This window comes from Bradyrhizobium sp. 179, from assembly GCF_023073535.1.
GTDB lineage: Bacteria > Pseudomonadota > Alphaproteobacteria > Rhizobiales > Xanthobacteraceae > Bradyrhizobium.
In genome coordinates this window covers 61,513-78,815 of the sequence record NZ_JADPJR010000066.1, presented here as the reverse complement: position 1 = coordinate 78,815, position 17,303 = coordinate 61,513, and the positions used below count along the sequence as shown (strand labels likewise).

The following is a 17,303-nucleotide window of genomic DNA, read 5'->3' as shown; positions in this document are numbered from 1 at the left end:
AACGAGAGTAGAAACAATGACTTCGAACATTCAGACGCTTCGCGCTTCTATCGCTACTGCAATCGACGCTCGCATTGCGCGCGAAGATGCAAAGTCTTCGATGACGTCGAGCAACAAAAAGAAGCTGACAGATGTGCGCGATGTCGCGCAGCGCAGCGATGACATCGCTTCGCTCTTGCTCGCGTGCAACTTTGACGCTGCAAGCGTCAATCTGAACGTCTACAGCGTCGAGAAGATGCTTGATATCGCGCAATACGCTTGCAGCGCTTCGCGTATGTCGCAGTATTGCAACGCGCTCTTTGACAGCGCGCTTGTGCTCGAAAAAGCGTCAATCGAGATCACGCGCGACGTTGTCGCAGCGCTCTGCACAAACGACATCAAGACGAAGTTTGATGCAAAGATCAAGTCGACGCGCGTGCAGAAAGCAGTCTCTAAGTCGACTGTTGCGACGCAGCACAACAGCACGATCAATGCTTATCTCGCGCTGAACATGCTGAACGTCACGCGCAACGCGAACAACGATGAATGCTTCACGCTCAATCGTGAGAACGCAGCAGTCAAAGCGATCGCAGAGCGAAAGCAGATCAAGCTGAGCGACGAAGTCGCAGCGCAGTAACGAGACAACGCAGCGCGCGCAAGTCGCGCGCTGCACTCTCAGTTTCACCTCAAAAGCAGAGCTAGAGCAATGTCTTACTACGATGCAATCATGCGAGCTTCTGAAAAAGCGAACGCGCGCGCACGCAAGCAACAGCGCGAAGTGAAGCACAAGCTTTTCGAAATTGTCGAAACTCTTGACATCGTCGAATTCGACGAAAGCGAAGTCTTCGATTTAGCAGAAGCACACGCGCGCTACGCGATCGCACACTAGTCAACTGAGCTAGATAGCTGAATTAAACAGCTATCTAGCTCAATTTACTAGAAAAGTTGGTCCGCTCAGCAAGTCCGCGGGACCCGCCGGCCGCCAGGCCGGCGCATCCCACCGGTTCCTAATCCTATCCGTTCCTAGCCTTTTCTCCACCGGTTCCAAACCGTGGCAATACCTAGCCATTCCCATGGCGAAATCAGGGCAGAATGTATTTCCCGCTGTCCCGGATTCACGGGTGGCCCAGCAGGTTGGTGCGGTCGATGCGAGCAGCGGGCGCTACCCGCGCGGTCTAATTTTCGGCTAGTCGGATCAGAGGGTTGTTCCTTTACGAGGGTTCGGCGACCGGGACCAGGAGCTCCATCGCATAGTCCCAGCAGTAGATCATGGTGAGGACCAGAACCGGCGTGGCGATGAACAGGGTCTCGGCGAGGGTCATGGGCGCGCTCCTAGAGCGTGGTGATCACGAAGATCAGGGCGAAGACGGCGAGCGGGGAGCCCACCAGGATGCAGGCGAAGATCTCCTTGGCGGTCACGTCGCCCTCCCCAGCACGATGTTCATGTGGGTGCAGGCGTTCGCCATCTCGATGCGGGCGAACTCGACGTTGCCGTTGAGGGTGAAGTTCTTCGCAGCCTTCAGGTGGCGACGGGCGCAGCGCAGGCTGTCCTGCACGTAACCGACGGCGAACCCGTTGCGGGTCAGCGCGGTCTCGATCGCGTTGGTGGCGCGGCGGATCAGGGTGAGGTGCTGGTTCATCATGTGCGCGTCTCGCTGGTTGCGTGCTGTCGATGATCAAGAATCTCACGCTGCGAGCTGGATTGCGGCTGGGAGAGTGCGCCGCGGCCGGCGGAGAAAGACCCCGTGGCCGGCCGCCTGGCCTGCAATCCTTGGCCGAGGGAGCACCATGGCGCCTGTGGTTGGCCAGCCCCATGGCGTGGCCTAGACACGAAAAGGGGCGCCTAGCGCCCCTCCTCCGCTTAATTGACCGCGGTGTCGATGTGGAATTGCTCCAGGAGCGAGACGCAGGCCTCGTCATAGGTCGTCTTCGGGAACAGCATGGCGAGCGTGTGGTGCGTGGTGACCCACTCGCCCTTCAAGGCGGTGAAACCGTTGTTCTCCAAGATCACCCCAAAGAACCCCGTGACGTGATCACCAAGCACCATGTAGGCGTTGTCCGAGAGGACGAGTGGTGCGCCCATGCGCAGCGTCTTGGCCTCGACCAGGGACAGGGTGCATTTTGCAGCGCCCATGGCGGCGTAGGACTGCTCCAGGCGGTCATAGAGGGATTTCATGGTGTTTCTCGTCTGTTGTCGCGCAAAATCGCGCTGCACACACAAGAGCACAGCGCGATCTGGGTTGCGGCTGGGAGCTGTTAGGGGCGCTCAAGCTCCACTTGCTCCGCGACGAAGCCGAGGAAGTCGCGAACGTCGCTCTTGGTCTCGAGCAGGAAGTAGATGCCCTCCTTCCGGAGGTCGTTCTGGAACTCGCCGAGGTCGTAGCAGTGATCCTTCAAGGGAGCGACGTGGCCGACATAGTAGTGACCACGGTCCGGCCGCGAGCAGGTGCAGATCTCGATGAAGGTGTCCTGGTTCACCACGGCCTGGTAGCGCTCGCCGAGGTCGCCGCCATATGCGTCGCTGGCGTTCATGACGGCGAAATTGGCGTGAAAGCTGGAAAGGTCCATGTCGGTCTCTCTGTTGGAACAGCGTGCGTGCTGTCAGCGCTGTGTAAGTCAGCGCTGACAGGATTGCAAACGGCCGTTTTAGGCGATCTTGCTCGCCAGGCGGCTCTCCAGGTATTCCGCCTGGCGCTTCTGGGCCGCCTCCTTCCGGATGTCCGCCATGGTGCGCTTCGGCGGGATCACGGTGATCTTCACGCCAGGGGTGGTGACGGCGTCGAGGGCGAGTTCGCGGAGCTGGGACTTGGAGAGCTGCATGTTCATCTCGTGCGTTGCGCGCAGAATTGCGCGTGCAAAGACGATCGCAGATGCTTGCGAGGATTGCGGGCGGCAGCTTGTGGTGAGTTATTTGGGTCTGGGGGCTGTCTTGGGAGCGGGGACGCGCATGGACGCACCAGCGGGCTCCCTACGGCGGGTCCCGCGGAGCGGGCAAGGTTCGCCATGGTGTGGCATGTTTCCTACAGTCGGAACTGGGCTTCCCATGGCCGGCCACTTTCCTGTCACCTTCCGTGTCCGCACCCTCACTACTTAGTAAGTTATTACTTACAGTAGTTTCTTATAGAGAGGGTGCGGCGACGGAAATCCAACTTCCGGCCATGGAGCGCCCTCGGGACAACCATGGTGTGGGGCGCTTCCGGAGATAGGTGGCCCGCCATGGTGTGGGAACGAGGCGTAGGCGCTGTGCCTCACCATGGCGCGGAAGTCGCCTATTAGGCGGGTGAGGTATGTGCGGCCGTTCCTAATTTTGGAATCGGTGATGGCGTTTCGAGGCCAAGGTGGGCGGCGTTGGAATCGGGCTGGTAAATCGACGCGGCCGGCCGCTCTGAGCAATTGCGAGTTGCTGCGCTTTTAGGTGCTCGTGTGCCCCTCTATGCGTGACCCCGTCTCTCTTACCCCTCTCTACGCTCTCATGGGGTCTGTATCGCTCTCTCGTGACCGGTGGTGCGTCCTTCGTCTCTCTATGCTCTCACTGGTCGATCGTTCTCTTTGGGGCTCTCTGCGATCTCTATTCGGTGCTTGGTTTCTCGAGGATCTGCCTTTGAGCGGGTCTGACCTGGCTCTCTCCGGAAATGGGTATTTGGGCTCGCTGTGGTCTTGGTGTTTCTCTCTACCGTTTTTGAGGTGGTCGGCCGGAGGTTGTGGGTTCTTCGATTGCGTTTTGGGATTGGAACTCGATCTCACACAGAATCAAATTTTCCTTGGTGCTACAGAAAAAGTTAGAACGGAGCTATTGGGTAGGCTTGTAGCGGGGGTGGTTCTGTGTGGGTCTACAGAAGCTGCCGAAACGGCGCTGGTCGAGGTGCTCAGAAAATCTGGAGCGTCGGGCAGTTGGGACTACCCGTTCTGTGGCGTTTGCTCGCCTAGAAGTTGCCGCCGTTCGAGCTCTGGATCGCGTCCTCGAGGCTGTGAAGGCGGCGCTCTCTTAGGCGCACCTTGCCCAGGATCTTCTCCACGGCCTCGAGATCGCGGACCATCTCCTCGTGCAGCCGGTGCCTGGCCTGCGGAGAAAGGACCAGCCGTTCGTCGCTCTCGTCGGGAGCGGTCAGTGCATCGAGGATGGCGCGATCGGCATCGCCCACGGCCGGTGGGATACGGTTCCTCCGCAAGTCGTCCGACGATGCGTAGTTCGTGAACTCTTCCTCGACCGGCTCCGACGGGCTGGTTCTGGTGGTCGGCGAAGCGGTAGCAGGGTATTTTCGGTTCAGCCACTTCACCGTGCCAAGCGCGAACAGGCCGCAGGCTGCGGCGGTGCCTAGCGGGAAAAGGAGTGCGATGAGCTGGTTGGTGGTCATCGGAGAGCCGCCAAAGTGAGTTGCCCGAACAAATGTAGGACGAAACCGCCCGCGATGCTAGTGAGGGCCATTCCGACCACCAGACCGTTGTCCGTGTCCTTGGGCAGCAGCCCGAAGATGAACTGGGCGGCCGATACGAAGGTTCCGGCGGTGATGATGGCGGCGCCGAGGGTGTTCAGCCAGTTGGCGAACAGTTTCAGGCGCTCGTTGCGGATCTCCTGCGGTGTCATGGTCAGTAGGGCTCGCCTGGGATGATGGCGAGGCCGTTCTCGTCGGTTGTGACCCGCTTCACCGCGATCCGGCCCTTGGTCTCTTCCGTGTAGCTGAAGGTGCTGTTCGGCGGGCCGCGCAGCTCCAGGTCGTGCCGGCGGAGACGGGCCAGGTTGTTGAGCTGGATTAGGGTGCGGTGCGAGGTCTCGGTCAGCAATTTGTCCATTGTCACCCCCAGGTTCCGTATCGCGGATCGTCCTTATAGGGCTGCTCGGGCTCTTGGGGAACCACGATCGCAGCGTTCATGTTTTCGGGGTCTCTAAAGGCATGTTCGCCGCGGCGAGGCCACCTGTCCTTTTGCAGGTGGATGCGGACTGCGTCTGGCTGCTCCGGAAGGTCGAAGCTGTTGGGTTTTCCCACGATCAGGCTCCAGTCCTGTGTATATTGCTTGGCCCAGGATCCGTCCTTGATCGCCTGTTTGAGGAGGTCGTTGACGAGCTCCTTTGGCCAATTGTCGATGCTCGGCATGTCACGATACCTGAGCCTGGCCGAAGGCGAGCTCCAGGCGGTCGACCAGCACCTTCACCGCAGCGGTTCTGGCTGTGACGACGTGTGCGATCTCCTCTGCCATGTTCTCCATGGCCTGAAGCACCTCGAGGATATCGTCCAGCGCCCCGACGTCGCCGGCGAGGGCTTTGACGTTGACGAGGTTGCGGAAGGCGTCGGTCATCGCTCGAACTCCCTCTTGTAGGCCGCCCTGAACGCCGGAAACCGCCCCTCGATGTAGGCGATCTTCCGTTCAAAATACTCCTTGACGGGCTTCTTGTGCGCGTTGGGTCCGCAGAATTGGATCTTCCGGAGGCGGACGTATTCCACGAAGGCCTGCCGCATCTCCGCCAGCGTGACGACCGTATGGAGCTCGCGCGGGTCGATCCTTCTTGGGCGGGTGGCCTCGAAGGCGCGTTGCAGTAATTCCAGGCTCATTGCTCCAATCTCCCCAGTGCCTCGTCGACCATGGTCAGGCGACGATCCCTCTCCTGCTCGATCGCCAGCTTGACCAGCGGGTGGACACCCTCTCGGGCAATATAGAACCGTTCGACCAGTCCGCGAAGCTGCAAGAGTGCTTCCTTGTCGCCCTCCTGCTCGTAGCCGCGCACCAGGTCGGCGAAGCTCAGCATGCCGCACCCTTGCGCGGATACTTGGCGAGCTCATAGAGGTCGAACTCCCGCGGGCCGATGCGGTCCATCGAAGTGTTGATCCGCAGGTCGAACTCGACCATGTTGAAATAGTGGCGCATACGGGCGGCCTCCGCCATCTCCAGGCCGCGCGCGACCACGTTGATGCGCGTGATGGCCTGTCCATAGCGCCACATCAGCTCCTCGACCCGGCGCACGGTGTTGCGCGGGTCTAATTTGCCGATGGTCAACGTGCGGCCGTCGGAGAAGGCGACTTCAACCGTTATCAAGCCAGCGCCTCGCAGGCTTCTTCGGACCAGGTGTCGCCCTCGGTCGCGTTGAAGGATAGAATACCCGCGGCGATCCCCATGAAATATTGCTGAAGGCGCCTGGCCTGCTCGGGCGTGACTTCGCGCGAGGTGGCGTAGAAGGCGAGCCTCACCAGCGGATCGAAGGCTTCTTCCGCGGGGCGGAGCTCTTGGACTGCCAAGGTGAATACGAGGTCGTCATAGTCGGGATTCTGGCCGGTGAGGATCTCGGCGACAAGGTCACGGGAGCGCTGTCGCTCGACGTAATCGACGGAGTGACCCCAGGATTTCGCAATGGTCTCGATGGTGTGCATGTCGCGCTCGCGTTGTTGCTGATGTGCGTTTGTCGCACATCAGCAGTTGGATTGCGGGTGGGAGCTTAGCGGCGCTTGCGCTGCCGCCGGCGCGCCTCCTTTTGTGCCCGCTGCTTGGCCCTCTTGCGGTTCGGCCGCGGCTTCTTGCGGTCCTCCCAGTCGCGGTAGCGCTCTCTGCGCGGCTCGATGGGATAGTCCATGAAAGGAGGCGGTGGGAGCTCGCGGCGCGCGGGCAGCGCGGGCGGATCCAGCATCGCCGCCTGGGCCGCGGCCACGGCTAAGGCGAGCCCCCGCATTCCGCCGCCCACCAATATGCGCCGGTTCCTCTCTTCGGTCATGGGCGCACGCAATCGCCGATGCGGCCGACCTTGCGGACCAGATAGAGCGTGCCGCGGACGTAGCAGCCGAGCCAGTGCCAGCCGCCGATCTTGAACATCTTCATTGGGCCCTCCGTTGCGCGTTGCAGATGTCGCAACGTCGCACGTTGCGACATGGATTGCGGCTGGCAGATCAGCTGCCCTTCTTCTTCTCCGATCGCAGGGCGACCAGAATCTGCGGCAACGTGTCGAAGTCCTTGAACCAGCCCTTCACCTTGGGATCGTCGGACAGTTGGATCTCGAGGCCGACCAGCTCGTCGACCGGGACCATGTGCCAGATCGGATCTTCCGATGTGGACTTGGCGTAGATCATGCCCATTTCCAGTTCGACGATGACGTGGTTTACGAACAGGCTGTCGCCGTTCTGCTGGCGCAGGCAGATCGATTCGATCCTGCCCATGGCCGGCGCCTCGGCCGGATTGAGGAGCTCGATGGCGTCGATGAGGTGATGGTGTCGGTTCTTCACGATGCTTCCTTCAGGTAAATTTTGACGCTGTAGCCGGGATGGATCTGCACGCAGTTCGGCATGCCGCGAACCGTGTAGACGCGGGTGGGTATGGCCTGATCGCGCCACAGGTTGCTGAGATCGGTGATCTGCGGCCGTTCCTGCGGCTCGATCACCTTAATGAAGCCGCGCGCGTCGACCTCTGCCTCGAGCCAGATCAGCTTGGCGCCGATCGGCTGCTCCTGGATCGTCTCGCGTGTCGGCTCGCGATAAAGCGAGGCGAGCTCCTTGTAGGTCCAGCCGCGCTGCGAGCTCCAATAGAGCCGCCCCACCCTCTCGGCCTGGCTGGCCAGAATCCAAAGTCTCATGCCGCGCTCCTGTCGAATTCCATCATGGTCCGCGCCACGACCTCGTTGGTCAGGACGTTGTCGCTGTGATCGGAGATCACCTCGAGATCATTGCCGTAGATCAGGGTGACCGAGCCGATGCGGACGCCGGCCGGGTCGCGGAGGACCAGGGTGTCCATCTCCGTCGCGGCCATGGCCGCGAGGATCACGGCCTTGTCGGTCTCGCGCTTGACGGCGTATTCCTCGCCGTCGAACACGCTGATGGTGTAGTCCTTCTCGCGGGCGATCTCGATCAGGCGAGTGATGATGTCCAGCTCGATCGGGTTCATTGGCAGGCCTCCACCGGCAGGTGCGTGCTGTCGTCCAGCAGCAGGTTGTGCATGATCTCGTCGCCGCCCAAGCGCACGGACATCGGCGCCGGCCTGGGGTCGGGAATGGGTTGCAGATCCTCGTTCACGCGAACGGGGTGCCAATCGAACTGCCAGTAATAGCTGTCCTCCGGAAAGGAGGACTCGATCTGGTATTCGGACATCGACTGCGCCTTCTCGCGCGCCTCATCAGCGCTGTCGGCTTCGACTTCGATCTGCCGCACGCTGATGCGTTCGGCTTCAACCAGGTAGAGGGCCATGTGCTGTTTGCCTCTGTGAGCGTTGATCGTGCTCTAATGTCTCACAGCACGATCTGGATTGCGGGCGGAAAACAGTCAGAACTGACGGTAAAGAGCAGGCATTACAATGCCTTGGCGTTCTCGATGACCTTCAGGACGTTCTCGGTCTTGGTTGCAGCCAAGGCTGTTTTCATGCTCCGGAGGAGCCGCTGGCGATCTGCCGGCGCCACCTCCTGCCAGTTCGGGACCGGGCTCTCCTTCATGGGCCGACCAAGCTGCTGCTTGAGCCATTCCTGGTTCAGCGCTCGCATGAAGGTGATGGTGGCGACGAGCGCCCGATCCTCGTCCGTGATCATAACTGGTAGCTCCGCTGGCGAGCCATGCGCTCATGATACTGCCGCACGATGACCGCCTGGTCCGGCAGCCGGCGACGCGGCCTGGCGCGCGCCACGATTTCGGCGATCTCCTGCTCGATCTCGCGGTTCTCGTCCACGACGGGGCGCTGCCCGCAAGTGTTGAGGTAGACAATCGCCTCCTCGGCCGCTCGCAGGAGCTTCTCCAGTTCTTCGGGAGTGCGGCTCATTTGCGGGTGAACCGCGGCGCTTCCTTGCGCGCGCCGACGATCATCGCGATGGAGTAGATCCGGTTCTCGATCTCGCGGTTGGCGTCGGTGATCGGCCGGTGTGGGTTGAGCAGGTGCAGGTAGGCCACCGCCTCCTCCGCTTCGCGCAGCGCCTTGGCCAACCGATCGTTCTCGGCGTCGACCTGCTCCAGCGCGGTCTTGTTCGCATCGAGCTCCTCTTCGGCGAGCTCCAGCGCCTCGCTGTCCGTCGGCGCGAAATCATCGGCGTCCGCCATCGGCGCCGAGACCTTCTCGATGATGGTCTTGATGATGTTGGGCATAGGTGCTGTTCCCCTCTCAATAAGTCAGTGCTGACTGTGCTATTGCACGGCGATAATCGGTTGTCGAGTGGAATCTCGACGGGAGCTTAGTCTGCGGCGGTGATGATGCGGTGCACCGAGCCCGACGACCAGGCGAAGCCGCGCGAGGTCGAATAGCCCTTCTTGTTGAGCCATTCCGCGATTTGGCGGGTGCTGACGCAGCCTTCCTTCTGCGCATCCTTGATCATGGGCATGATGAAGGCGCGAAACTCCGCGGCTTTGCGCTTCGTCGAGGCGACCGCCTTCTTCCTGGCCTGCTCCAGGTTCTCGTTGCGCGGCGGCGCGCGGTGGTTCAGCGCCTTCTTGGCCTGGCGCTTAATCCTGGTAAATGCCGCCTCGATGTTGTCCTTGTCGCCGAGTTCGAGCTTCACCACGCTCTCGGCGAACATCTCCAGGACGCGGTAGCGGGAAAGGTGCTGCGTCATCTAGGAATCCATCTTGATCTTGACCACGTCGTCGAACAGACCAGCAGCCTGGTAGAGCAGTTCAAGGATCGTCGGATCCTGGAGCGCGGTGGCAAGCGCAATCAGCTTTTTGCCAAGCTCCCGTTGGGCCGGCGTCAAATTGGCGGGATCGGCAATGGTGTTGAAAACACGAAATGTCCCGTCGGCCTTCAAGATAATGCCTGCGTCACCCTCTGCAACCGTCGGGGCCTGCACGTTTTCTCGTTCGATAATTGCCACTGCTCAATCCCTGTGCGCTGTTGTGTTCGATGTCTGCGCTATAGCGCGGCGTGACAGACATTCGCGTGGCAAGTGCTGCCGCTCGCCGGAACTTGCAGGCATGCCGCACCTACAATCTCGCCAAAATGGAAAGCCCCGGAGGGTGTCCGGGGCTTGCGTCGATAGAGCTTCTTGCTCGGAATGATGCGGCCCCGCCGATGCGGATCATGGATTCTCCGCGTCGGCGGCCGCTCCTTGAGGCGGCTCAGCAGCTCCTCAAGTTGGACGGAATTTAGTCTCTTTTTGGTCACAGTCGTTAACTCCTTTCTGAACGTTTACTAAACGGTTGTAAATCCACTGCTTTGCGCGTCCGTAGAACACCGGGGACGGCTTCGGGCCAGTTTACAAGGTGGCGTTGCAACTGTATTTCCCGAGCAAGCTTTGGCGAAAGAACGATAGCACGAAATCGTTTCATCGTCCCCAATGCGACTTTCCCGAAAATTGTGCTTGCGTAAAAACCGAAAAGAGAACAGAGTGAGAACACTCTCGTTCCATCAGCACACGCCTAGAGGTATTGAAATGCCCTTCAAGTCCGCCGCCCGTTTCTCCCAGCTTTCCTCGGCCCTCGGGGGCGTCATTATCGAACACGCCAGCAAATTCGCAGCCGAACACCAGTTGCCCCCGATGCAAGCCGCGGGCCTGGACCAGATGTCGACCAAGATCGACGACTTCGCCGGCGAACTCCTGATGTTCGGGCACGACACCTGGCCCGAATCGGCGACCTCCGACGAGACCGAGATCACCCACGAAGCCGCCCCTTCGGATGTGGATCCGCCGCGCAGCGTTCTGCCGTTCATTTTCGTGGCGTTCGGATCGGTCCTGGTCTCGGTCCCGGCGACGATGTTCCTTCATGCTCTCCTCGACTTCCCGCTTCCGGGCATCTTCTACATTCTCACCGCCATCACCACGGCGCTGATCTTTGGTTCTGTTCACGGGCTGATCGTCGCTGCCTTCAATGCGGCCGCCCACAATCTCGTTGTCGAGCCCCCTGCCCTCACCTTTAATGTCCCGAGCCAGAGCGAACTCTACCTGTTCGCCTGTTGCGTCACTCTCGTCCTGCTCACCCCATGGATCGCCAGCCACGCCGCGAAATGGCGAAATCGCTTGTTAGCGATCTCGCCGAATCACGATCTCGCTGGATAACGATAACGCTAAAGCGTCCAAGCGCCATAGAGCGGGTTAGCGATTTCACGACGCACCGGGGCGGTCTCGCGAGGGATCGCCCTTTCGCTTTCTCGCCCAATCGCCTTTGCACGCTTGGGCGATTTAACGACGGCGCCGCCCTTCCGCTCGATCTCCTCGAGGAGCTGGCGCCAGTATTTGCGCATCATCGGCCGGACCTTGGCCATCTGCCGGTCGGTCAGGTTGAAGTCGTAGAGCGGCAGCTTGCGCGCGACGTCCGAGAGGAACTGGGCATCGTTGCTGTTGAAGCCGCGCTTGTTGCGGACGTTCGTCGTCTGGGTGCGCTGCTCGTCGGCGGTCTGGCGCTGGTAGATGGTCCAGAGAGCCTTGGCCAGGGCCGGCTTGCTGGTATTGATGAGGTGGATGACCGCGTCGCGGTCCCAAACCTTCGCGCTATCCATGTTTCGCTCCATCGTTCAAAGGCTTTCGCGCGAACTCGCGAAAGAACGATTGAACGATGCAGCATCAGCCGGCGGATTGCGGCTGGGAGAACGATGGGGCGATAGGTAGTTTTAGCGAAAAGGCTTAGCGACGCCAGACGCGCTTGCCCAGGTCCATGTCCCAGATCGCCTCGATCTCTGCGAAGGGAACATGGAAGGTGTTGGCCTGGCCCGGCTTGGGGTGCCGATAGATGCTGGCGCCGTGGTCGTTGACGCCGATCGGCAGCCCTTCCAGGCACGGCCGGGTGCGGAGCTCAATTCGAACCCGTCGTGCTTTCGCTAAAACTTCCTTGGGCGAATTGTCCATGCGCCAGAATCTAGCGCATGTTCTCCTTGCGTTCCAGCACGATCTCGATGGTGTGCCACTCCGGGCACTGCACCATGAGCTTTGCGGTAGCTGCCTCTGCCGCTTTGTGCGCGCTGTCGGGGTCGGTAACGAAGCCCTCGCTCTCGCCGATCCGCTGGTGCGCGGCATTAAAGGCGATGCTCTTGGCCACAAACCGCGCCCGTGACCTGCTCATAGCCACCTGCTCGTCACGGATCTGTCGTTGACGCTCGTCCATTCGGGCTTTCTCCTTTTCGTCAAATCGCTCTTGCACGATTGCACGAAAGAGCGAGGATGTCGGCTGGCATTTTAGGGCGAATCAACGCGCAGGGAAGCTCACTGAGCGCTTGGGGAGTTCGACCCTGTCTCTGTGCTCGCGTCGCGATTTAGCGAATGCACGACGCGCCCTGCAAGCGCCTCAGAGCGTTCCAGCGCTTTCGCGACTTCGCGCTTTACAGCTTTCGCGATGGAACGAATTAGCTACATCGCTATTAGGCGTATTGGCGCCGGCCATTCCACTCCAGGTCGGCTTCCTCCCTTGACTTGGGCCGCCTCGTCTCACCGGGGCGGTCTCTTTTCGGGACAACAAAGGAGTGGGAATGCAAATGGAGTGACTATGTCGAAAGCCGCAAAGCGAACACGCCGGGTCTGGACCAAGGACGACCTCCGCGCTCTCAAGCGCCATTCGAAGGAGGGGACCAAGGTCGCTCGGGTTTCCAAGGAACTCAAGCGCAGTGTTGGCGCACTCCGCGCCAAGGCCCATGAGCTCGGCGTCGGGCTCGGTCCGATGCAGCGGTAGGAACGAATTAGCGACTTCGCTATTTAAATACCGTCGCCGTGCTTCTGGACGGCCGCATCACCCGGCGATGTTCCCTCGCCCGCGTTCGAACTCACCATGACCCATGGGGTCAGGCTTTGGGATTCGATCTGGACCGCGGGCGAGGGGACCGATGGGGAACGGTCTTCAGCGATATCGTCCTTTAACGATTTCGTCCAAACTTGTTCGCCAGCCGCAGCGCCGCATCGAGCGCGCGGGCCGCCGCGGCATCAGCCTCGCGCATCAAGGTATCGAGATCGGCGACAGGGCGCGCCGGCTCCGCTTTCGCTTCGAGGGCGATCTGCCGATGGCGCTTGCGGCGGCGCCAGCTCTGTTCCATGGCGTCGGAGAACCGCACCTTCTGGCAGCGCTTGCACCGCAGGAACCGGCCCCAGCGCGGCCGGCCGCAATCGACGCAGCGGGCAGGTGGGACACGGCGGCGGAGCATTCTAGGTCAACCTTGTTAACCCCTTGTTAAGTAATTCAGATCGGGGTTTGAGGGAAGGGGTTATCCGACGCCGCGCGCGATCTCATCGAAGCGCTTGATCCAGTAGAGCTCACCTTCCTCCCGAATCCGGATCTCCTGTTCCGACAGGCCGGGAATTCGATCCATCCACGGCGTTCGATACCGTCCGGGGAACTGGTAGCCCGCGATGTGCCGCGAGGCGATCTGGAAGAAGGCGTTCTGGAACGCAGCCTCGACCTGGGCCGGACCATCGAGCTCGCCGATATCCTCGAAGACCCAGCGCTGCATGTAGCCCTGAATCTGGCGCCTGGCGCTCGCGTCGTCCCCAACCTCGTCTGGCGAGTAGTGATCGCCGAGACGATAGAGCACCGTGTCCAAGATGTCGGCGAACATCACCTTGGCGACGCGCTTGAGGCGGCTGACGGCTTCTTTCTTGGTCATCGGCTCAGCTCCTTAATCTCCTCCTGGATGTCCCAGACGTGATCGAGCGCGGCGCACACCAGGCGCTCGCAATGGCGCAGCAGGACCGGCCGATAGCCGATCTTGCGAGCGCGCCACAGATTCGTGCTCGCCTTTCGAAGTTCCTCGCGGGCGTAGAGGAGATCCTGCTGTCGCCAACGGCGCTGTCCATTGGGACCGGTCATGCGATTTTCTCCACGCGGTCCGGCGGAATGATCAGGCCAAGGGTGCGGCCGTCGTCCCACTTCACGCACACGCTCCACTCGTTGCCGACCAGAACCGGCGAGGTGACAATCTCGCCCTCGGCGCCAGGCGTCACCGGATCGGGGTCGGGCCCCATCGCGATCAAGCGGATGCGGTCGCGCGGCTTCAGGGCAGGGGGCTTATTCAACGTTCTCTTCCTCCATGGCCAAAATTTCGATCTCGCCGTCGCCATTCAGACGGGCCTCCCAGTCGGGCTGGACGATCTTGAGGAGTTGCACGATCTCCTTCGGGTAATAGCCGCTCTGCATCACGGTCTCGCGGACGCAATAGAGTGCTTCCGCGGCGTTGATCACGCGACGCTTCTGCTCCGGCTTGTGGTGCGGCGATCCCGGCAACGGGCAGGATCCTTTGCATTGTGACCAGTCATTGCCGCTGGTCGCGCCACATTTCGGACAAGTCGTCATCGGTCTCTCCTTTCAAAAAGCAGTTCGCGAACCCTCGTGACCTTGAAGGCATGACAATTCCGCGCCGGGCATGGCGTCGGTGGGGACCACCCAGGTCACTTCTCGTTATTCGTTGGGGCAACCGTCGGCGCCTTCTGAGCTCCGACGGCTTTCGCGGGCAACGTCAAAACACGGTCCCCCTGCTAACTGCTTTGATGGAGCGGGCTTAATCGCCACGCACTGCACGCATCGGCATATGTCCCGCGCGGCCCCGCTCCATCGAAGCAGTCAAAAGAGGGGAGGGCAGCGGGACCCGCCGCCCTCCGTCTCGGTTAGACGAGCGCCAGCAGGCGCTCGGCGATCTTGCTGTCCTTGTTGAAGGTCAGCTTGTTGTTCGCGCGGTGAGCGACGCCGACAGCTCCGAAGAGGTTCATCAGCTGGCCAACCTGCGAGCGCGCCGTGCCGTCGGAGTAGGCCCCGCCGGAGCGGCTGGCAGCGGCCTTCATCGCGGCGACGAGATCGCTCGACGTGACCTCGCCCTTTTCGTGCAGCACCTTGAAGCACGCCATCGTGTAGACGGACGGCGCGCGGCCGGCGGCGAGGGAAGCGAAGAGGTTGTCGAACTTCTCCGCGATCTTCTTCTGCGTCGGGCGCAGCGCGATCACAGCCGCCTTGTCGTAGCCGGCGGAGCTCGCATCGAGCTGGAAGAACTCGTCGGGAATCGCCGAGAGGTCGCGCTCGATCTTGGGCTGTTTCGGCGCCTTCGCGGTCTTGGGCGCTTTCGCAGCCTTGGCGGGCTTGTCGCCCTCCGGCGCGGTGACAGCGGTGGCGTCGGCCTCGATCTCGCTGGTCATCGAGGCAACGGCCTCTTCCTTCTCGGTCAGCGTCTCGACCGCGGCGAGATCGCCCTCGTCGACTGTCACGACCTCTTCGACGATCTCCTCGGAGCCCTCGTCGGTCATTTCGAGTTCGAGATCCGACAGAAGCTCGTCCATGTTGTCGACGGTCATCGCGGTGGCAGTGTTCGGGCTGGTCATTCTCATCTCCTGTGCTGTTGCTCTGTTGTCGTCATCAAGTGACGATGCATGTATAGCGAGCAGCATTTCGGATTGCGGCTGGGACATCAGCCCCGCCGGCTGGCAGTATCGCTCTGAAATTCCACGATCGGCCCATCGATCTCCGTGGCCGACAGCATGATCGGGACCTGGACGCCGAAGCAGGAGATGCCGATGTTCGCACCCTCGGCGATTGCACGCCGCTCCGCGTCCGTGGGTTTCCAGACCGAGGTGAACATCTTCATGCCGTTTGGCAGGATGGAGATCTGCGCCGGCAGCCCCACACATTCGCCGTCGCGCGCCGGGTCCCAGTTCTCGGGTGCGCCGACGATCTCAGATCCTTCGAATTTGACGGGGTTCATGCTTCTGCCTTTGGCTTGTAGAGGGTGAGGATGGTGGTGTTGACGTTCGTGCCGCTCTCGCTGAAGGAGCCGACCGGCAGGTCGTCCCAGGCGCTGTCACAGGACCAGCGCGGCTTCGGGATCAGGTCGTCGAGCTCGCCGTGGTCGTAGCGCGCAGTCACCGGCAGCACCGCTTTCAGCACGCCGCCTGGCTTGAGGAATTTGAGGGCATGGCGAACGTGCTTGGCGTAATGCCGGCCATAGAAGGGCGGGTTCATCAGCACCACGTCGAACTTCTCGACAGGGACGGTCTGTAGGAAATTGCCGTGTTGGACCTTGTGACCCTTGGCCCGGCACATCGCGACGCGGCCAGCATCGTATTCGACGCCAAAGCCGATGCCGCCGGCGTTGCGGATCGCATCGAGGAAGGCGCCGTCGCCGCAGCTCGGCTCGAGCACCAGCTTGTCCTTGAGATCGATATGGTAGAGCACGCGGTCGACGACGCTCTTGGTCGAGCGGAAGAACTGGAGATCCTTCACGACCGCGGTCGATTCGCGGGGCTCCTCAGTCCAATTGGTGGTGTCGCCGAGCACCACGCCGTAGAACTCGGCCAGCGCCTTGTTGATGTCGGTCAGCGTGTCCTTGTCGAAGTAGAGATGGCCATTGCCGTTCTTGTAGCGCTTGAGCCAGACACCGCGCGAAGGGAAGCGGTGCTCCACATTCTTGTAGTCTTTGTGCGTCCACGGCTCGGTCAGGTAATTCTCGGATGGCGCTCTGCTGCCGACGAGCCGGTTAATCTCGGCATAGTCCGGCAGCGGTTTGCCCTGATACGCCGCGAGCGCGTTCAGGATCGACTTGACCTGGTCGACGCCGTAGCCGGAGCCATATTCGCTGAATGAACCAAGGACGACGCGCTTCGGCAGGCCCTTGACGCCGATTTTGATCTTCTCGTGGCTCTTGTAGTAGGGGTCGAGGTTGCAGAAGACCTCGGCGAACGCCTTCAGGATCGACTTCCGGGGGTCCTCGAGATAGGGGCCGAAGGTCGCGCGGATGTTGTCCATCGTGAACTCCGGAGGGTTCGCGATCGCCATCTCCCATTTACGCTTGTCGTTCGGGCTCGACAGCGTGGCAATGTTCAGCCCGTCGTAGACGTGCTTCCAGGCCGACTTGAGCAGGTGCTGCTTGAGCGCCCAGTCGGCGGGCAGCCGAACATCGATCTGAGTGTCGCCATAGGTCCCGCCGATCGTCGCTGCCATGGCCATGTCTCTTGCGGCGCGGCCGACAGCTTCCAGAGCGGCATCGAGACCGGCCGCCTTCTTCTCGTATTCGGCGACGATATCGGGCAGGCGCAGCTTGAGGGCAGGGACGTGCGCGTTCATTGACGGTCGAGCTCCTTCTTCTCGACCAGAAAGCCGCATAGGCCGACGATCAGGATCAGCGGGCGCGCGACCAGCCAGGCGATGAGGGATCCGACGACCACGGCCGCGCCAAAGATCGTGCCGAGCAGCGGCGTCTTGATTGCGAGGAACAGGCGGTCCGGCGCGGTCAGTATGCCGTCGCGTAGCCCCAGCCATGCCGATCGGCGCCAGGAGCTCGCCTTTCCTGGCCGCACGCGCTCGACAAACTTCACCTGCCGGCGAATGGGCTTGAGGCGCTCGTTCTCAGCAACGAGGTTGTCGATCAGCTTGGACTGCTGATCGAGCAGGAATTCCTTTTGCCTGATATCCTCCGCGAGCACTTTGACCGTGCTCTCGATGACGGCTTTCAACTGTTCTTGGATGGTCACGGGG

Annotated in this window: 39 protein-coding genes; 4 read left to right on the top strand and 35 right to left on the bottom strand. The window is 61.3% G+C overall.

Annotation, left to right across the window (positions count from 1 at the left end):
* Window positions 1-16: 16 nt before the first annotated feature.
* Both IVB12_RS16070 and IVB12_RS16065 read left to right on the top strand, forming a co-directional pair.
* Window positions 17-616 (top strand): hypothetical protein, encoded by a 600-nt coding sequence (locus IVB12_RS16070; RefSeq protein ID WP_247300485.1) that lies wholly within the window; start codon window positions 17-19, stop codon window positions 614-616.
* A 69-nt stretch (window positions 617-685) separates the two neighbouring features.
* The gene (locus tag IVB12_RS16065) at window positions 686-868 is read left to right on the top strand and encodes a hypothetical protein (protein ID WP_247300484.1); all 183 of its coding nucleotides are present in this window, start codon (window positions 686-688) and stop codon (window positions 866-868) included.
* A 526-nt stretch (window positions 869-1,394) separates the two neighbouring features.
* On the opposite strand, the gene IVB12_RS16060 is transcribed toward IVB12_RS16065, so the two are convergent.
* From IVB12_RS16060 to IVB12_RS15950, 23 genes are all read right to left on the bottom strand, one after another.
* Window positions 1,395-1,622, bottom strand: coding sequence for a hypothetical protein (locus IVB12_RS16060; RefSeq protein WP_247300482.1), 228 nt, complete (start codon window positions 1,620-1,622; stop codon window positions 1,395-1,397).
* Between the two features lie 218 nt (window positions 1,623-1,840).
* Complete coding sequence (locus tag IVB12_RS16055; RefSeq protein ID WP_247300480.1) at window positions 1,841-2,155, bottom strand: hypothetical protein; 315 nt, start codon at window positions 2,153-2,155, stop codon at window positions 1,841-1,843.
* An 80-nt stretch (window positions 2,156-2,235) separates the two neighbouring features.
* Window positions 2,236-2,547 (bottom strand): hypothetical protein, encoded by a 312-nt coding sequence (locus IVB12_RS16050; protein WP_247300478.1) that lies wholly within the window; start codon window positions 2,545-2,547, stop codon window positions 2,236-2,238.
* A gap of 78 nt (window positions 2,548-2,625) precedes the next feature.
* Window positions 2,626-2,799: a hypothetical protein gene (locus tag IVB12_RS16045; protein WP_247300476.1), complete on the bottom strand. Its 174-nt coding sequence runs from the start codon at window positions 2,797-2,799 to the stop codon at window positions 2,626-2,628.
* 1,103 nt (window positions 2,800-3,902) lie between these two features.
* On the bottom strand, window positions 3,903-4,334 hold the full coding sequence (locus tag IVB12_RS16040; RefSeq protein ID WP_247300475.1) for a hypothetical protein: 432 nt from the start codon (window positions 4,332-4,334) through the stop codon (window positions 3,903-3,905).
* A complete protein-coding gene (locus IVB12_RS16035) occupies window positions 4,331-4,564 on the bottom strand; it encodes a hypothetical protein (protein ID WP_247300473.1) in 234 nt (77 codons plus the stop codon). Before IVB12_RS16035 ends, IVB12_RS16040 begins: the two co-directional genes overlap by 4 nt.
* A gap of 2 nt (window positions 4,565-4,566) precedes the next feature.
* Window positions 4,567-4,770, bottom strand: a complete 204-nt coding sequence (locus IVB12_RS16030) for a hypothetical protein (protein ID WP_247300463.1) — start codon at window positions 4,768-4,770, stop codon at window positions 4,567-4,569.
* A 2-nt stretch (window positions 4,771-4,772) separates the two neighbouring features.
* Complete coding sequence (locus IVB12_RS16025) at window positions 4,773-5,072, bottom strand: hypothetical protein (protein WP_247300460.1); 300 nt, start codon at window positions 5,070-5,072, stop codon at window positions 4,773-4,775.
* 1 nt (window position 5,073) lies between these two features.
* Window positions 5,074-5,274: a hypothetical protein gene (locus IVB12_RS16020; RefSeq protein WP_247300459.1), complete on the bottom strand. Its 201-nt coding sequence runs from the start codon at window positions 5,272-5,274 to the stop codon at window positions 5,074-5,076.
* Window positions 5,271-5,528, bottom strand: a complete 258-nt coding sequence (locus IVB12_RS16015) for a hypothetical protein (RefSeq protein ID WP_247300457.1) — start codon at window positions 5,526-5,528, stop codon at window positions 5,271-5,273. The genes IVB12_RS16020 and IVB12_RS16015 overlap by 4 nt, the downstream gene beginning before the upstream one ends.
* A complete protein-coding gene (locus IVB12_RS16010; RefSeq protein WP_247300455.1) occupies window positions 5,525-5,722 on the bottom strand; it encodes a hypothetical protein in 198 nt (65 codons plus the stop codon). The genes IVB12_RS16015 and IVB12_RS16010 overlap by 4 nt, the downstream gene beginning before the upstream one ends.
* Window positions 5,716-6,009, bottom strand: a complete 294-nt coding sequence (locus IVB12_RS16005) for a hypothetical protein (protein WP_247300454.1) — start codon at window positions 6,007-6,009, stop codon at window positions 5,716-5,718. The genes IVB12_RS16010 and IVB12_RS16005 overlap by 7 nt, the downstream gene beginning before the upstream one ends.
* Complete coding sequence (locus IVB12_RS16000) at window positions 6,006-6,341, bottom strand: hypothetical protein (RefSeq protein WP_247300453.1); 336 nt, start codon at window positions 6,339-6,341, stop codon at window positions 6,006-6,008. Before IVB12_RS16000 ends, IVB12_RS16005 begins: the two co-directional genes overlap by 4 nt.
* Before the next feature lie 65 nt (window positions 6,342-6,406).
* Window positions 6,407-6,679, bottom strand: a complete 273-nt coding sequence (locus tag IVB12_RS15995) for a hypothetical protein (RefSeq protein WP_247300452.1) — start codon at window positions 6,677-6,679, stop codon at window positions 6,407-6,409.
* A 172-nt stretch (window positions 6,680-6,851) separates the two neighbouring features.
* The gene (locus IVB12_RS15990; RefSeq protein WP_247300451.1) at window positions 6,852-7,184 is read right to left on the bottom strand and encodes a hypothetical protein; all 333 of its coding nucleotides are present in this window, start codon (window positions 7,182-7,184) and stop codon (window positions 6,852-6,854) included.
* A complete protein-coding gene (locus IVB12_RS15985) occupies window positions 7,181-7,531 on the bottom strand; it encodes a hypothetical protein (protein WP_247300450.1) in 351 nt (116 codons plus the stop codon). The genes IVB12_RS15990 and IVB12_RS15985 overlap by 4 nt, the downstream gene beginning before the upstream one ends.
* Window positions 7,528-7,839, bottom strand: coding sequence for a hypothetical protein (locus IVB12_RS15980; protein WP_247300449.1), 312 nt, complete (start codon window positions 7,837-7,839; stop codon window positions 7,528-7,530). The genes IVB12_RS15985 and IVB12_RS15980 overlap by 4 nt, the downstream gene beginning before the upstream one ends.
* Window positions 7,836-8,138, bottom strand: coding sequence for a hypothetical protein (locus tag IVB12_RS15975; RefSeq protein ID WP_247300448.1), 303 nt, complete (start codon window positions 8,136-8,138; stop codon window positions 7,836-7,838). Before IVB12_RS15975 ends, IVB12_RS15980 begins: the two co-directional genes overlap by 4 nt.
* A 101-nt stretch (window positions 8,139-8,239) precedes the next feature.
* Window positions 8,240-8,473, bottom strand: coding sequence for a hypothetical protein (locus IVB12_RS15970; protein ID WP_247300447.1), 234 nt, complete (start codon window positions 8,471-8,473; stop codon window positions 8,240-8,242).
* Window positions 8,470-8,700 (bottom strand): hypothetical protein, encoded by a 231-nt coding sequence (locus IVB12_RS15965; RefSeq protein ID WP_247300446.1) that lies wholly within the window; start codon window positions 8,698-8,700, stop codon window positions 8,470-8,472. The genes IVB12_RS15970 and IVB12_RS15965 overlap by 4 nt, the downstream gene beginning before the upstream one ends.
* A complete protein-coding gene (locus IVB12_RS15960; protein WP_247300445.1) occupies window positions 8,697-9,020 on the bottom strand; it encodes a hypothetical protein in 324 nt (107 codons plus the stop codon). The genes IVB12_RS15965 and IVB12_RS15960 overlap by 4 nt, the downstream gene beginning before the upstream one ends.
* A gap of 86 nt (window positions 9,021-9,106) precedes the next feature.
* On the bottom strand, window positions 9,107-9,484 hold the full coding sequence (locus IVB12_RS15955) for a recombinase family protein (RefSeq protein ID WP_247300443.1): 378 nt from the start codon (window positions 9,482-9,484) through the stop codon (window positions 9,107-9,109).
* Window positions 9,485-9,742 carry a hypothetical protein gene (locus tag IVB12_RS15950; protein WP_247300440.1) on the bottom strand — a complete coding sequence of 86 codons (258 nt, stop codon included), beginning with the start codon at window positions 9,740-9,742 and terminating at the stop codon, window positions 9,485-9,487. It abuts the gene before it with no gap.
* 558 nt (window positions 9,743-10,300) lie between these two features.
* Between IVB12_RS15950 and IVB12_RS15945 the strand changes: the two genes are divergently transcribed.
* Complete coding sequence (locus IVB12_RS15945; protein WP_247300439.1) at window positions 10,301-10,924, top strand: DUF4118 domain-containing protein; 624 nt, start codon at window positions 10,301-10,303, stop codon at window positions 10,922-10,924.
* 8 nt (window positions 10,925-10,932) lie between these two features.
* Here the strand turns inward: IVB12_RS15945 and IVB12_RS15940 are convergent, their stop codons facing one another.
* The 3 genes from IVB12_RS15940 to IVB12_RS15930 all read right to left on the bottom strand — a co-directional run bounded on the left by IVB12_RS15940 (window position 10,933) and on the right by IVB12_RS15930 (window position 11,966).
* Window positions 10,933-11,364 carry a hypothetical protein gene (locus tag IVB12_RS15940; protein ID WP_247300436.1) on the bottom strand — a complete coding sequence of 144 codons (432 nt, stop codon included), beginning with the start codon at window positions 11,362-11,364 and terminating at the stop codon, window positions 10,933-10,935.
* 124 nt (window positions 11,365-11,488) lie between these two features.
* On the bottom strand, window positions 11,489-11,710 hold the full coding sequence (locus IVB12_RS15935; protein ID WP_247300435.1) for a hypothetical protein: 222 nt from the start codon (window positions 11,708-11,710) through the stop codon (window positions 11,489-11,491).
* 10 nt (window positions 11,711-11,720) lie between these two features.
* A complete protein-coding gene (locus tag IVB12_RS15930) occupies window positions 11,721-11,966 on the bottom strand; it encodes a hypothetical protein (RefSeq protein WP_247300433.1) in 246 nt (81 codons plus the stop codon).
* 378 nt (window positions 11,967-12,344) lie between these two features.
* On the opposite strand from IVB12_RS15930, the gene IVB12_RS15925 reads away from it, so the two are divergent.
* The gene (locus tag IVB12_RS15925; RefSeq protein ID WP_247300431.1) at window positions 12,345-12,527 is read left to right on the top strand and encodes a hypothetical protein; all 183 of its coding nucleotides are present in this window, start codon (window positions 12,345-12,347) and stop codon (window positions 12,525-12,527) included.
* A gap of 181 nt (window positions 12,528-12,708) precedes the next feature.
* Here IVB12_RS15925 and IVB12_RS15920 read toward each other — a convergent pair whose 3' ends face one another.
* The 9 genes from IVB12_RS15920 to IVB12_RS15880 form a co-directional block, all read right to left on the bottom strand.
* A complete protein-coding gene (locus IVB12_RS15920) occupies window positions 12,709-12,993 on the bottom strand; it encodes a hypothetical protein (RefSeq protein ID WP_247300429.1) in 285 nt (94 codons plus the stop codon).
* 60 nt (window positions 12,994-13,053) lie between these two features.
* Window positions 13,054-13,452 carry a hypothetical protein gene (locus IVB12_RS15915; protein ID WP_247300427.1) on the bottom strand — a complete coding sequence of 133 codons (399 nt, stop codon included), beginning with the start codon at window positions 13,450-13,452 and terminating at the stop codon, window positions 13,054-13,056.
* Window positions 13,449-13,655, bottom strand: a complete 207-nt coding sequence (locus tag IVB12_RS15910; RefSeq protein WP_247300426.1) for a hypothetical protein — start codon at window positions 13,653-13,655, stop codon at window positions 13,449-13,451. Before IVB12_RS15910 ends, IVB12_RS15915 begins: the two co-directional genes overlap by 4 nt.
* Window positions 13,652-13,861, bottom strand: coding sequence for a DUF4314 domain-containing protein (locus IVB12_RS15905; RefSeq protein WP_247300424.1), 210 nt, complete (start codon window positions 13,859-13,861; stop codon window positions 13,652-13,654). The genes IVB12_RS15910 and IVB12_RS15905 overlap by 4 nt, the downstream gene beginning before the upstream one ends.
* Window positions 13,854-14,138 (bottom strand): hypothetical protein, encoded by a 285-nt coding sequence (locus tag IVB12_RS15900; protein ID WP_247300422.1) that lies wholly within the window; start codon window positions 14,136-14,138, stop codon window positions 13,854-13,856. The genes IVB12_RS15905 and IVB12_RS15900 overlap by 8 nt, the downstream gene beginning before the upstream one ends.
* Window positions 14,139-14,449: 311 nt before the next feature.
* Complete coding sequence (locus IVB12_RS15895) at window positions 14,450-15,154, bottom strand: hypothetical protein (RefSeq protein WP_247300420.1); 705 nt, start codon at window positions 15,152-15,154, stop codon at window positions 14,450-14,452.
* Between the two features lie 86 nt (window positions 15,155-15,240).
* Complete coding sequence (locus IVB12_RS15890) at window positions 15,241-15,534, bottom strand: hypothetical protein (RefSeq protein WP_247300418.1); 294 nt, start codon at window positions 15,532-15,534, stop codon at window positions 15,241-15,243.
* Window positions 15,531-16,892: a class I SAM-dependent methyltransferase gene (locus tag IVB12_RS15885; protein WP_247300417.1), complete on the bottom strand. Its 1,362-nt coding sequence runs from the start codon at window positions 16,890-16,892 to the stop codon at window positions 15,531-15,533. Before IVB12_RS15885 ends, IVB12_RS15890 begins: the two co-directional genes overlap by 4 nt.
* Window positions 16,889-17,299, bottom strand: a complete 411-nt coding sequence (locus IVB12_RS15880) for a hypothetical protein (protein WP_247300415.1) — start codon at window positions 17,297-17,299, stop codon at window positions 16,889-16,891. The genes IVB12_RS15885 and IVB12_RS15880 overlap by 4 nt, the downstream gene beginning before the upstream one ends.
* Between the last annotated feature and the right edge of the window lie 4 nt (window positions 17,300-17,303).

Bases quoted from the DNA above. Each gene is read 5' to 3' on its own strand.
- IVB12_RS16065 (WP_247300484.1), top strand. From the start codon at position 686: ATGTCTTACTACGATGCAATCATGCGAGCTTCTGAAAAAGCGAACGCG.
- IVB12_RS15885 (WP_247300417.1), bottom strand. From the start codon at position 16,892: ATGAACGCGCACGTCCCTGCCCTCAAGCTGCGCCTGCCCGATATCGTC.
- IVB12_RS15945 (WP_247300439.1), top strand. From the start codon at position 10,301: ATGCCCTTCAAGTCCGCCGCCCGTTTCTCCCAGCTTTCCTCGGCCCTC.
- IVB12_RS15895 (WP_247300420.1), bottom strand. From the start codon at position 15,154: ATGACCAGCCCGAACACTGCCACCGCGATGACCGTCGACAACATGGAC.
- IVB12_RS15995 (WP_247300452.1), bottom strand. From the start codon at position 6,679: ATGACCGAAGAGAGGAACCGGCGCATATTGGTGGGCGGCGGAATGCGG.
- IVB12_RS15890 (WP_247300418.1), bottom strand. From the start codon at position 15,534: ATGAACCCCGTCAAATTCGAAGGATCTGAGATCGTCGGCGCACCCGAG.
- IVB12_RS15965 (WP_247300446.1), bottom strand. From the start codon at position 8,700: ATGAGCCGCACTCCCGAAGAACTGGAGAAGCTCCTGCGAGCGGCCGAG.
- IVB12_RS15955 (WP_247300443.1), bottom strand. From the start codon at position 9,484: ATGACGCAGCACCTTTCCCGCTACCGCGTCCTGGAGATGTTCGCCGAG.
- IVB12_RS15940 (WP_247300436.1), bottom strand. From the start codon at position 11,364: ATGGATAGCGCGAAGGTTTGGGACCGCGACGCGGTCATCCACCTCATC.
- IVB12_RS16035 (WP_247300473.1), bottom strand. From the start codon at position 4,564: ATGACACCGCAGGAGATCCGCAACGAGCGCCTGAAACTGTTCGCCAAC.
- IVB12_RS15920 (WP_247300429.1), bottom strand. From the start codon at position 12,993: ATGCTCCGCCGCCGTGTCCCACCTGCCCGCTGCGTCGATTGCGGCCGG.
- IVB12_RS16060 (WP_247300482.1), bottom strand. From the start codon at position 1,622: ATGATGAACCAGCACCTCACCCTGATCCGCCGCGCCACCAACGCGATC.
- IVB12_RS15985 (WP_247300450.1), bottom strand. From the start codon at position 7,531: ATGAGACTTTGGATTCTGGCCAGCCAGGCCGAGAGGGTGGGGCGGCTC.
- IVB12_RS15930 (WP_247300433.1), bottom strand. From the start codon at position 11,966: ATGGACGAGCGTCAACGACAGATCCGTGACGAGCAGGTGGCTATGAGC.
- IVB12_RS16015 (WP_247300457.1), bottom strand. From the start codon at position 5,528: ATGAGCCTGGAATTACTGCAACGCGCCTTCGAGGCCACCCGCCCAAGA.
- IVB12_RS15910 (WP_247300426.1), bottom strand. From the start codon at position 13,655: ATGACCGGTCCCAATGGACAGCGCCGTTGGCGACAGCAGGATCTCCTC.
- IVB12_RS16025 (WP_247300460.1), bottom strand. From the start codon at position 5,072: ATGCCGAGCATCGACAATTGGCCAAAGGAGCTCGTCAACGACCTCCTC.
- IVB12_RS16055 (WP_247300480.1), bottom strand. From the start codon at position 2,155: ATGAAATCCCTCTATGACCGCCTGGAGCAGTCCTACGCCGCCATGGGC.
- IVB12_RS15970 (WP_247300447.1), bottom strand. From the start codon at position 8,473: ATGATCACGGACGAGGATCGGGCGCTCGTCGCCACCATCACCTTCATG.
- IVB12_RS16070 (WP_247300485.1), top strand. From the start codon at position 17: ATGACTTCGAACATTCAGACGCTTCGCGCTTCTATCGCTACTGCAATC.
- IVB12_RS16045 (WP_247300476.1), bottom strand. From the start codon at position 2,799: ATGCAGCTCTCCAAGTCCCAGCTCCGCGAACTCGCCCTCGACGCCGTC.
- IVB12_RS15915 (WP_247300427.1), bottom strand. From the start codon at position 13,452: ATGACCAAGAAAGAAGCCGTCAGCCGCCTCAAGCGCGTCGCCAAGGTG.
- IVB12_RS15980 (WP_247300449.1), bottom strand. From the start codon at position 7,839: ATGAACCCGATCGAGCTGGACATCATCACTCGCCTGATCGAGATCGCC.
- IVB12_RS15960 (WP_247300445.1), bottom strand. From the start codon at position 9,020: ATGCCCAACATCATCAAGACCATCATCGAGAAGGTCTCGGCGCCGATG.
- IVB12_RS16030 (WP_247300463.1), bottom strand. From the start codon at position 4,770: ATGGACAAATTGCTGACCGAGACCTCGCACCGCACCCTAATCCAGCTC.
- IVB12_RS16040 (WP_247300475.1), bottom strand. From the start codon at position 4,334: ATGACCACCAACCAGCTCATCGCACTCCTTTTCCCGCTAGGCACCGCC.
- IVB12_RS16010 (WP_247300455.1), bottom strand. From the start codon at position 5,722: ATGCTGAGCTTCGCCGACCTGGTGCGCGGCTACGAGCAGGAGGGCGAC.
- IVB12_RS15975 (WP_247300448.1), bottom strand. From the start codon at position 8,138: ATGGCCCTCTACCTGGTTGAAGCCGAACGCATCAGCGTGCGGCAGATC.
- IVB12_RS16050 (WP_247300478.1), bottom strand. From the start codon at position 2,547: ATGGACCTTTCCAGCTTTCACGCCAATTTCGCCGTCATGAACGCCAGC.
- IVB12_RS15935 (WP_247300435.1), bottom strand. From the start codon at position 11,710: ATGGACAATTCGCCCAAGGAAGTTTTAGCGAAAGCACGACGGGTTCGA.
- IVB12_RS16000 (WP_247300453.1), bottom strand. From the start codon at position 6,341: ATGCACACCATCGAGACCATTGCGAAATCCTGGGGTCACTCCGTCGAT.
- IVB12_RS15925 (WP_247300431.1), top strand. From the start codon at position 12,345: ATGTCGAAAGCCGCAAAGCGAACACGCCGGGTCTGGACCAAGGACGAC.
- IVB12_RS15900 (WP_247300422.1), bottom strand. From the start codon at position 14,138: ATGACGACTTGTCCGAAATGTGGCGCGACCAGCGGCAATGACTGGTCA.
- IVB12_RS16020 (WP_247300459.1), bottom strand. From the start codon at position 5,274: ATGACCGACGCCTTCCGCAACCTCGTCAACGTCAAAGCCCTCGCCGGC.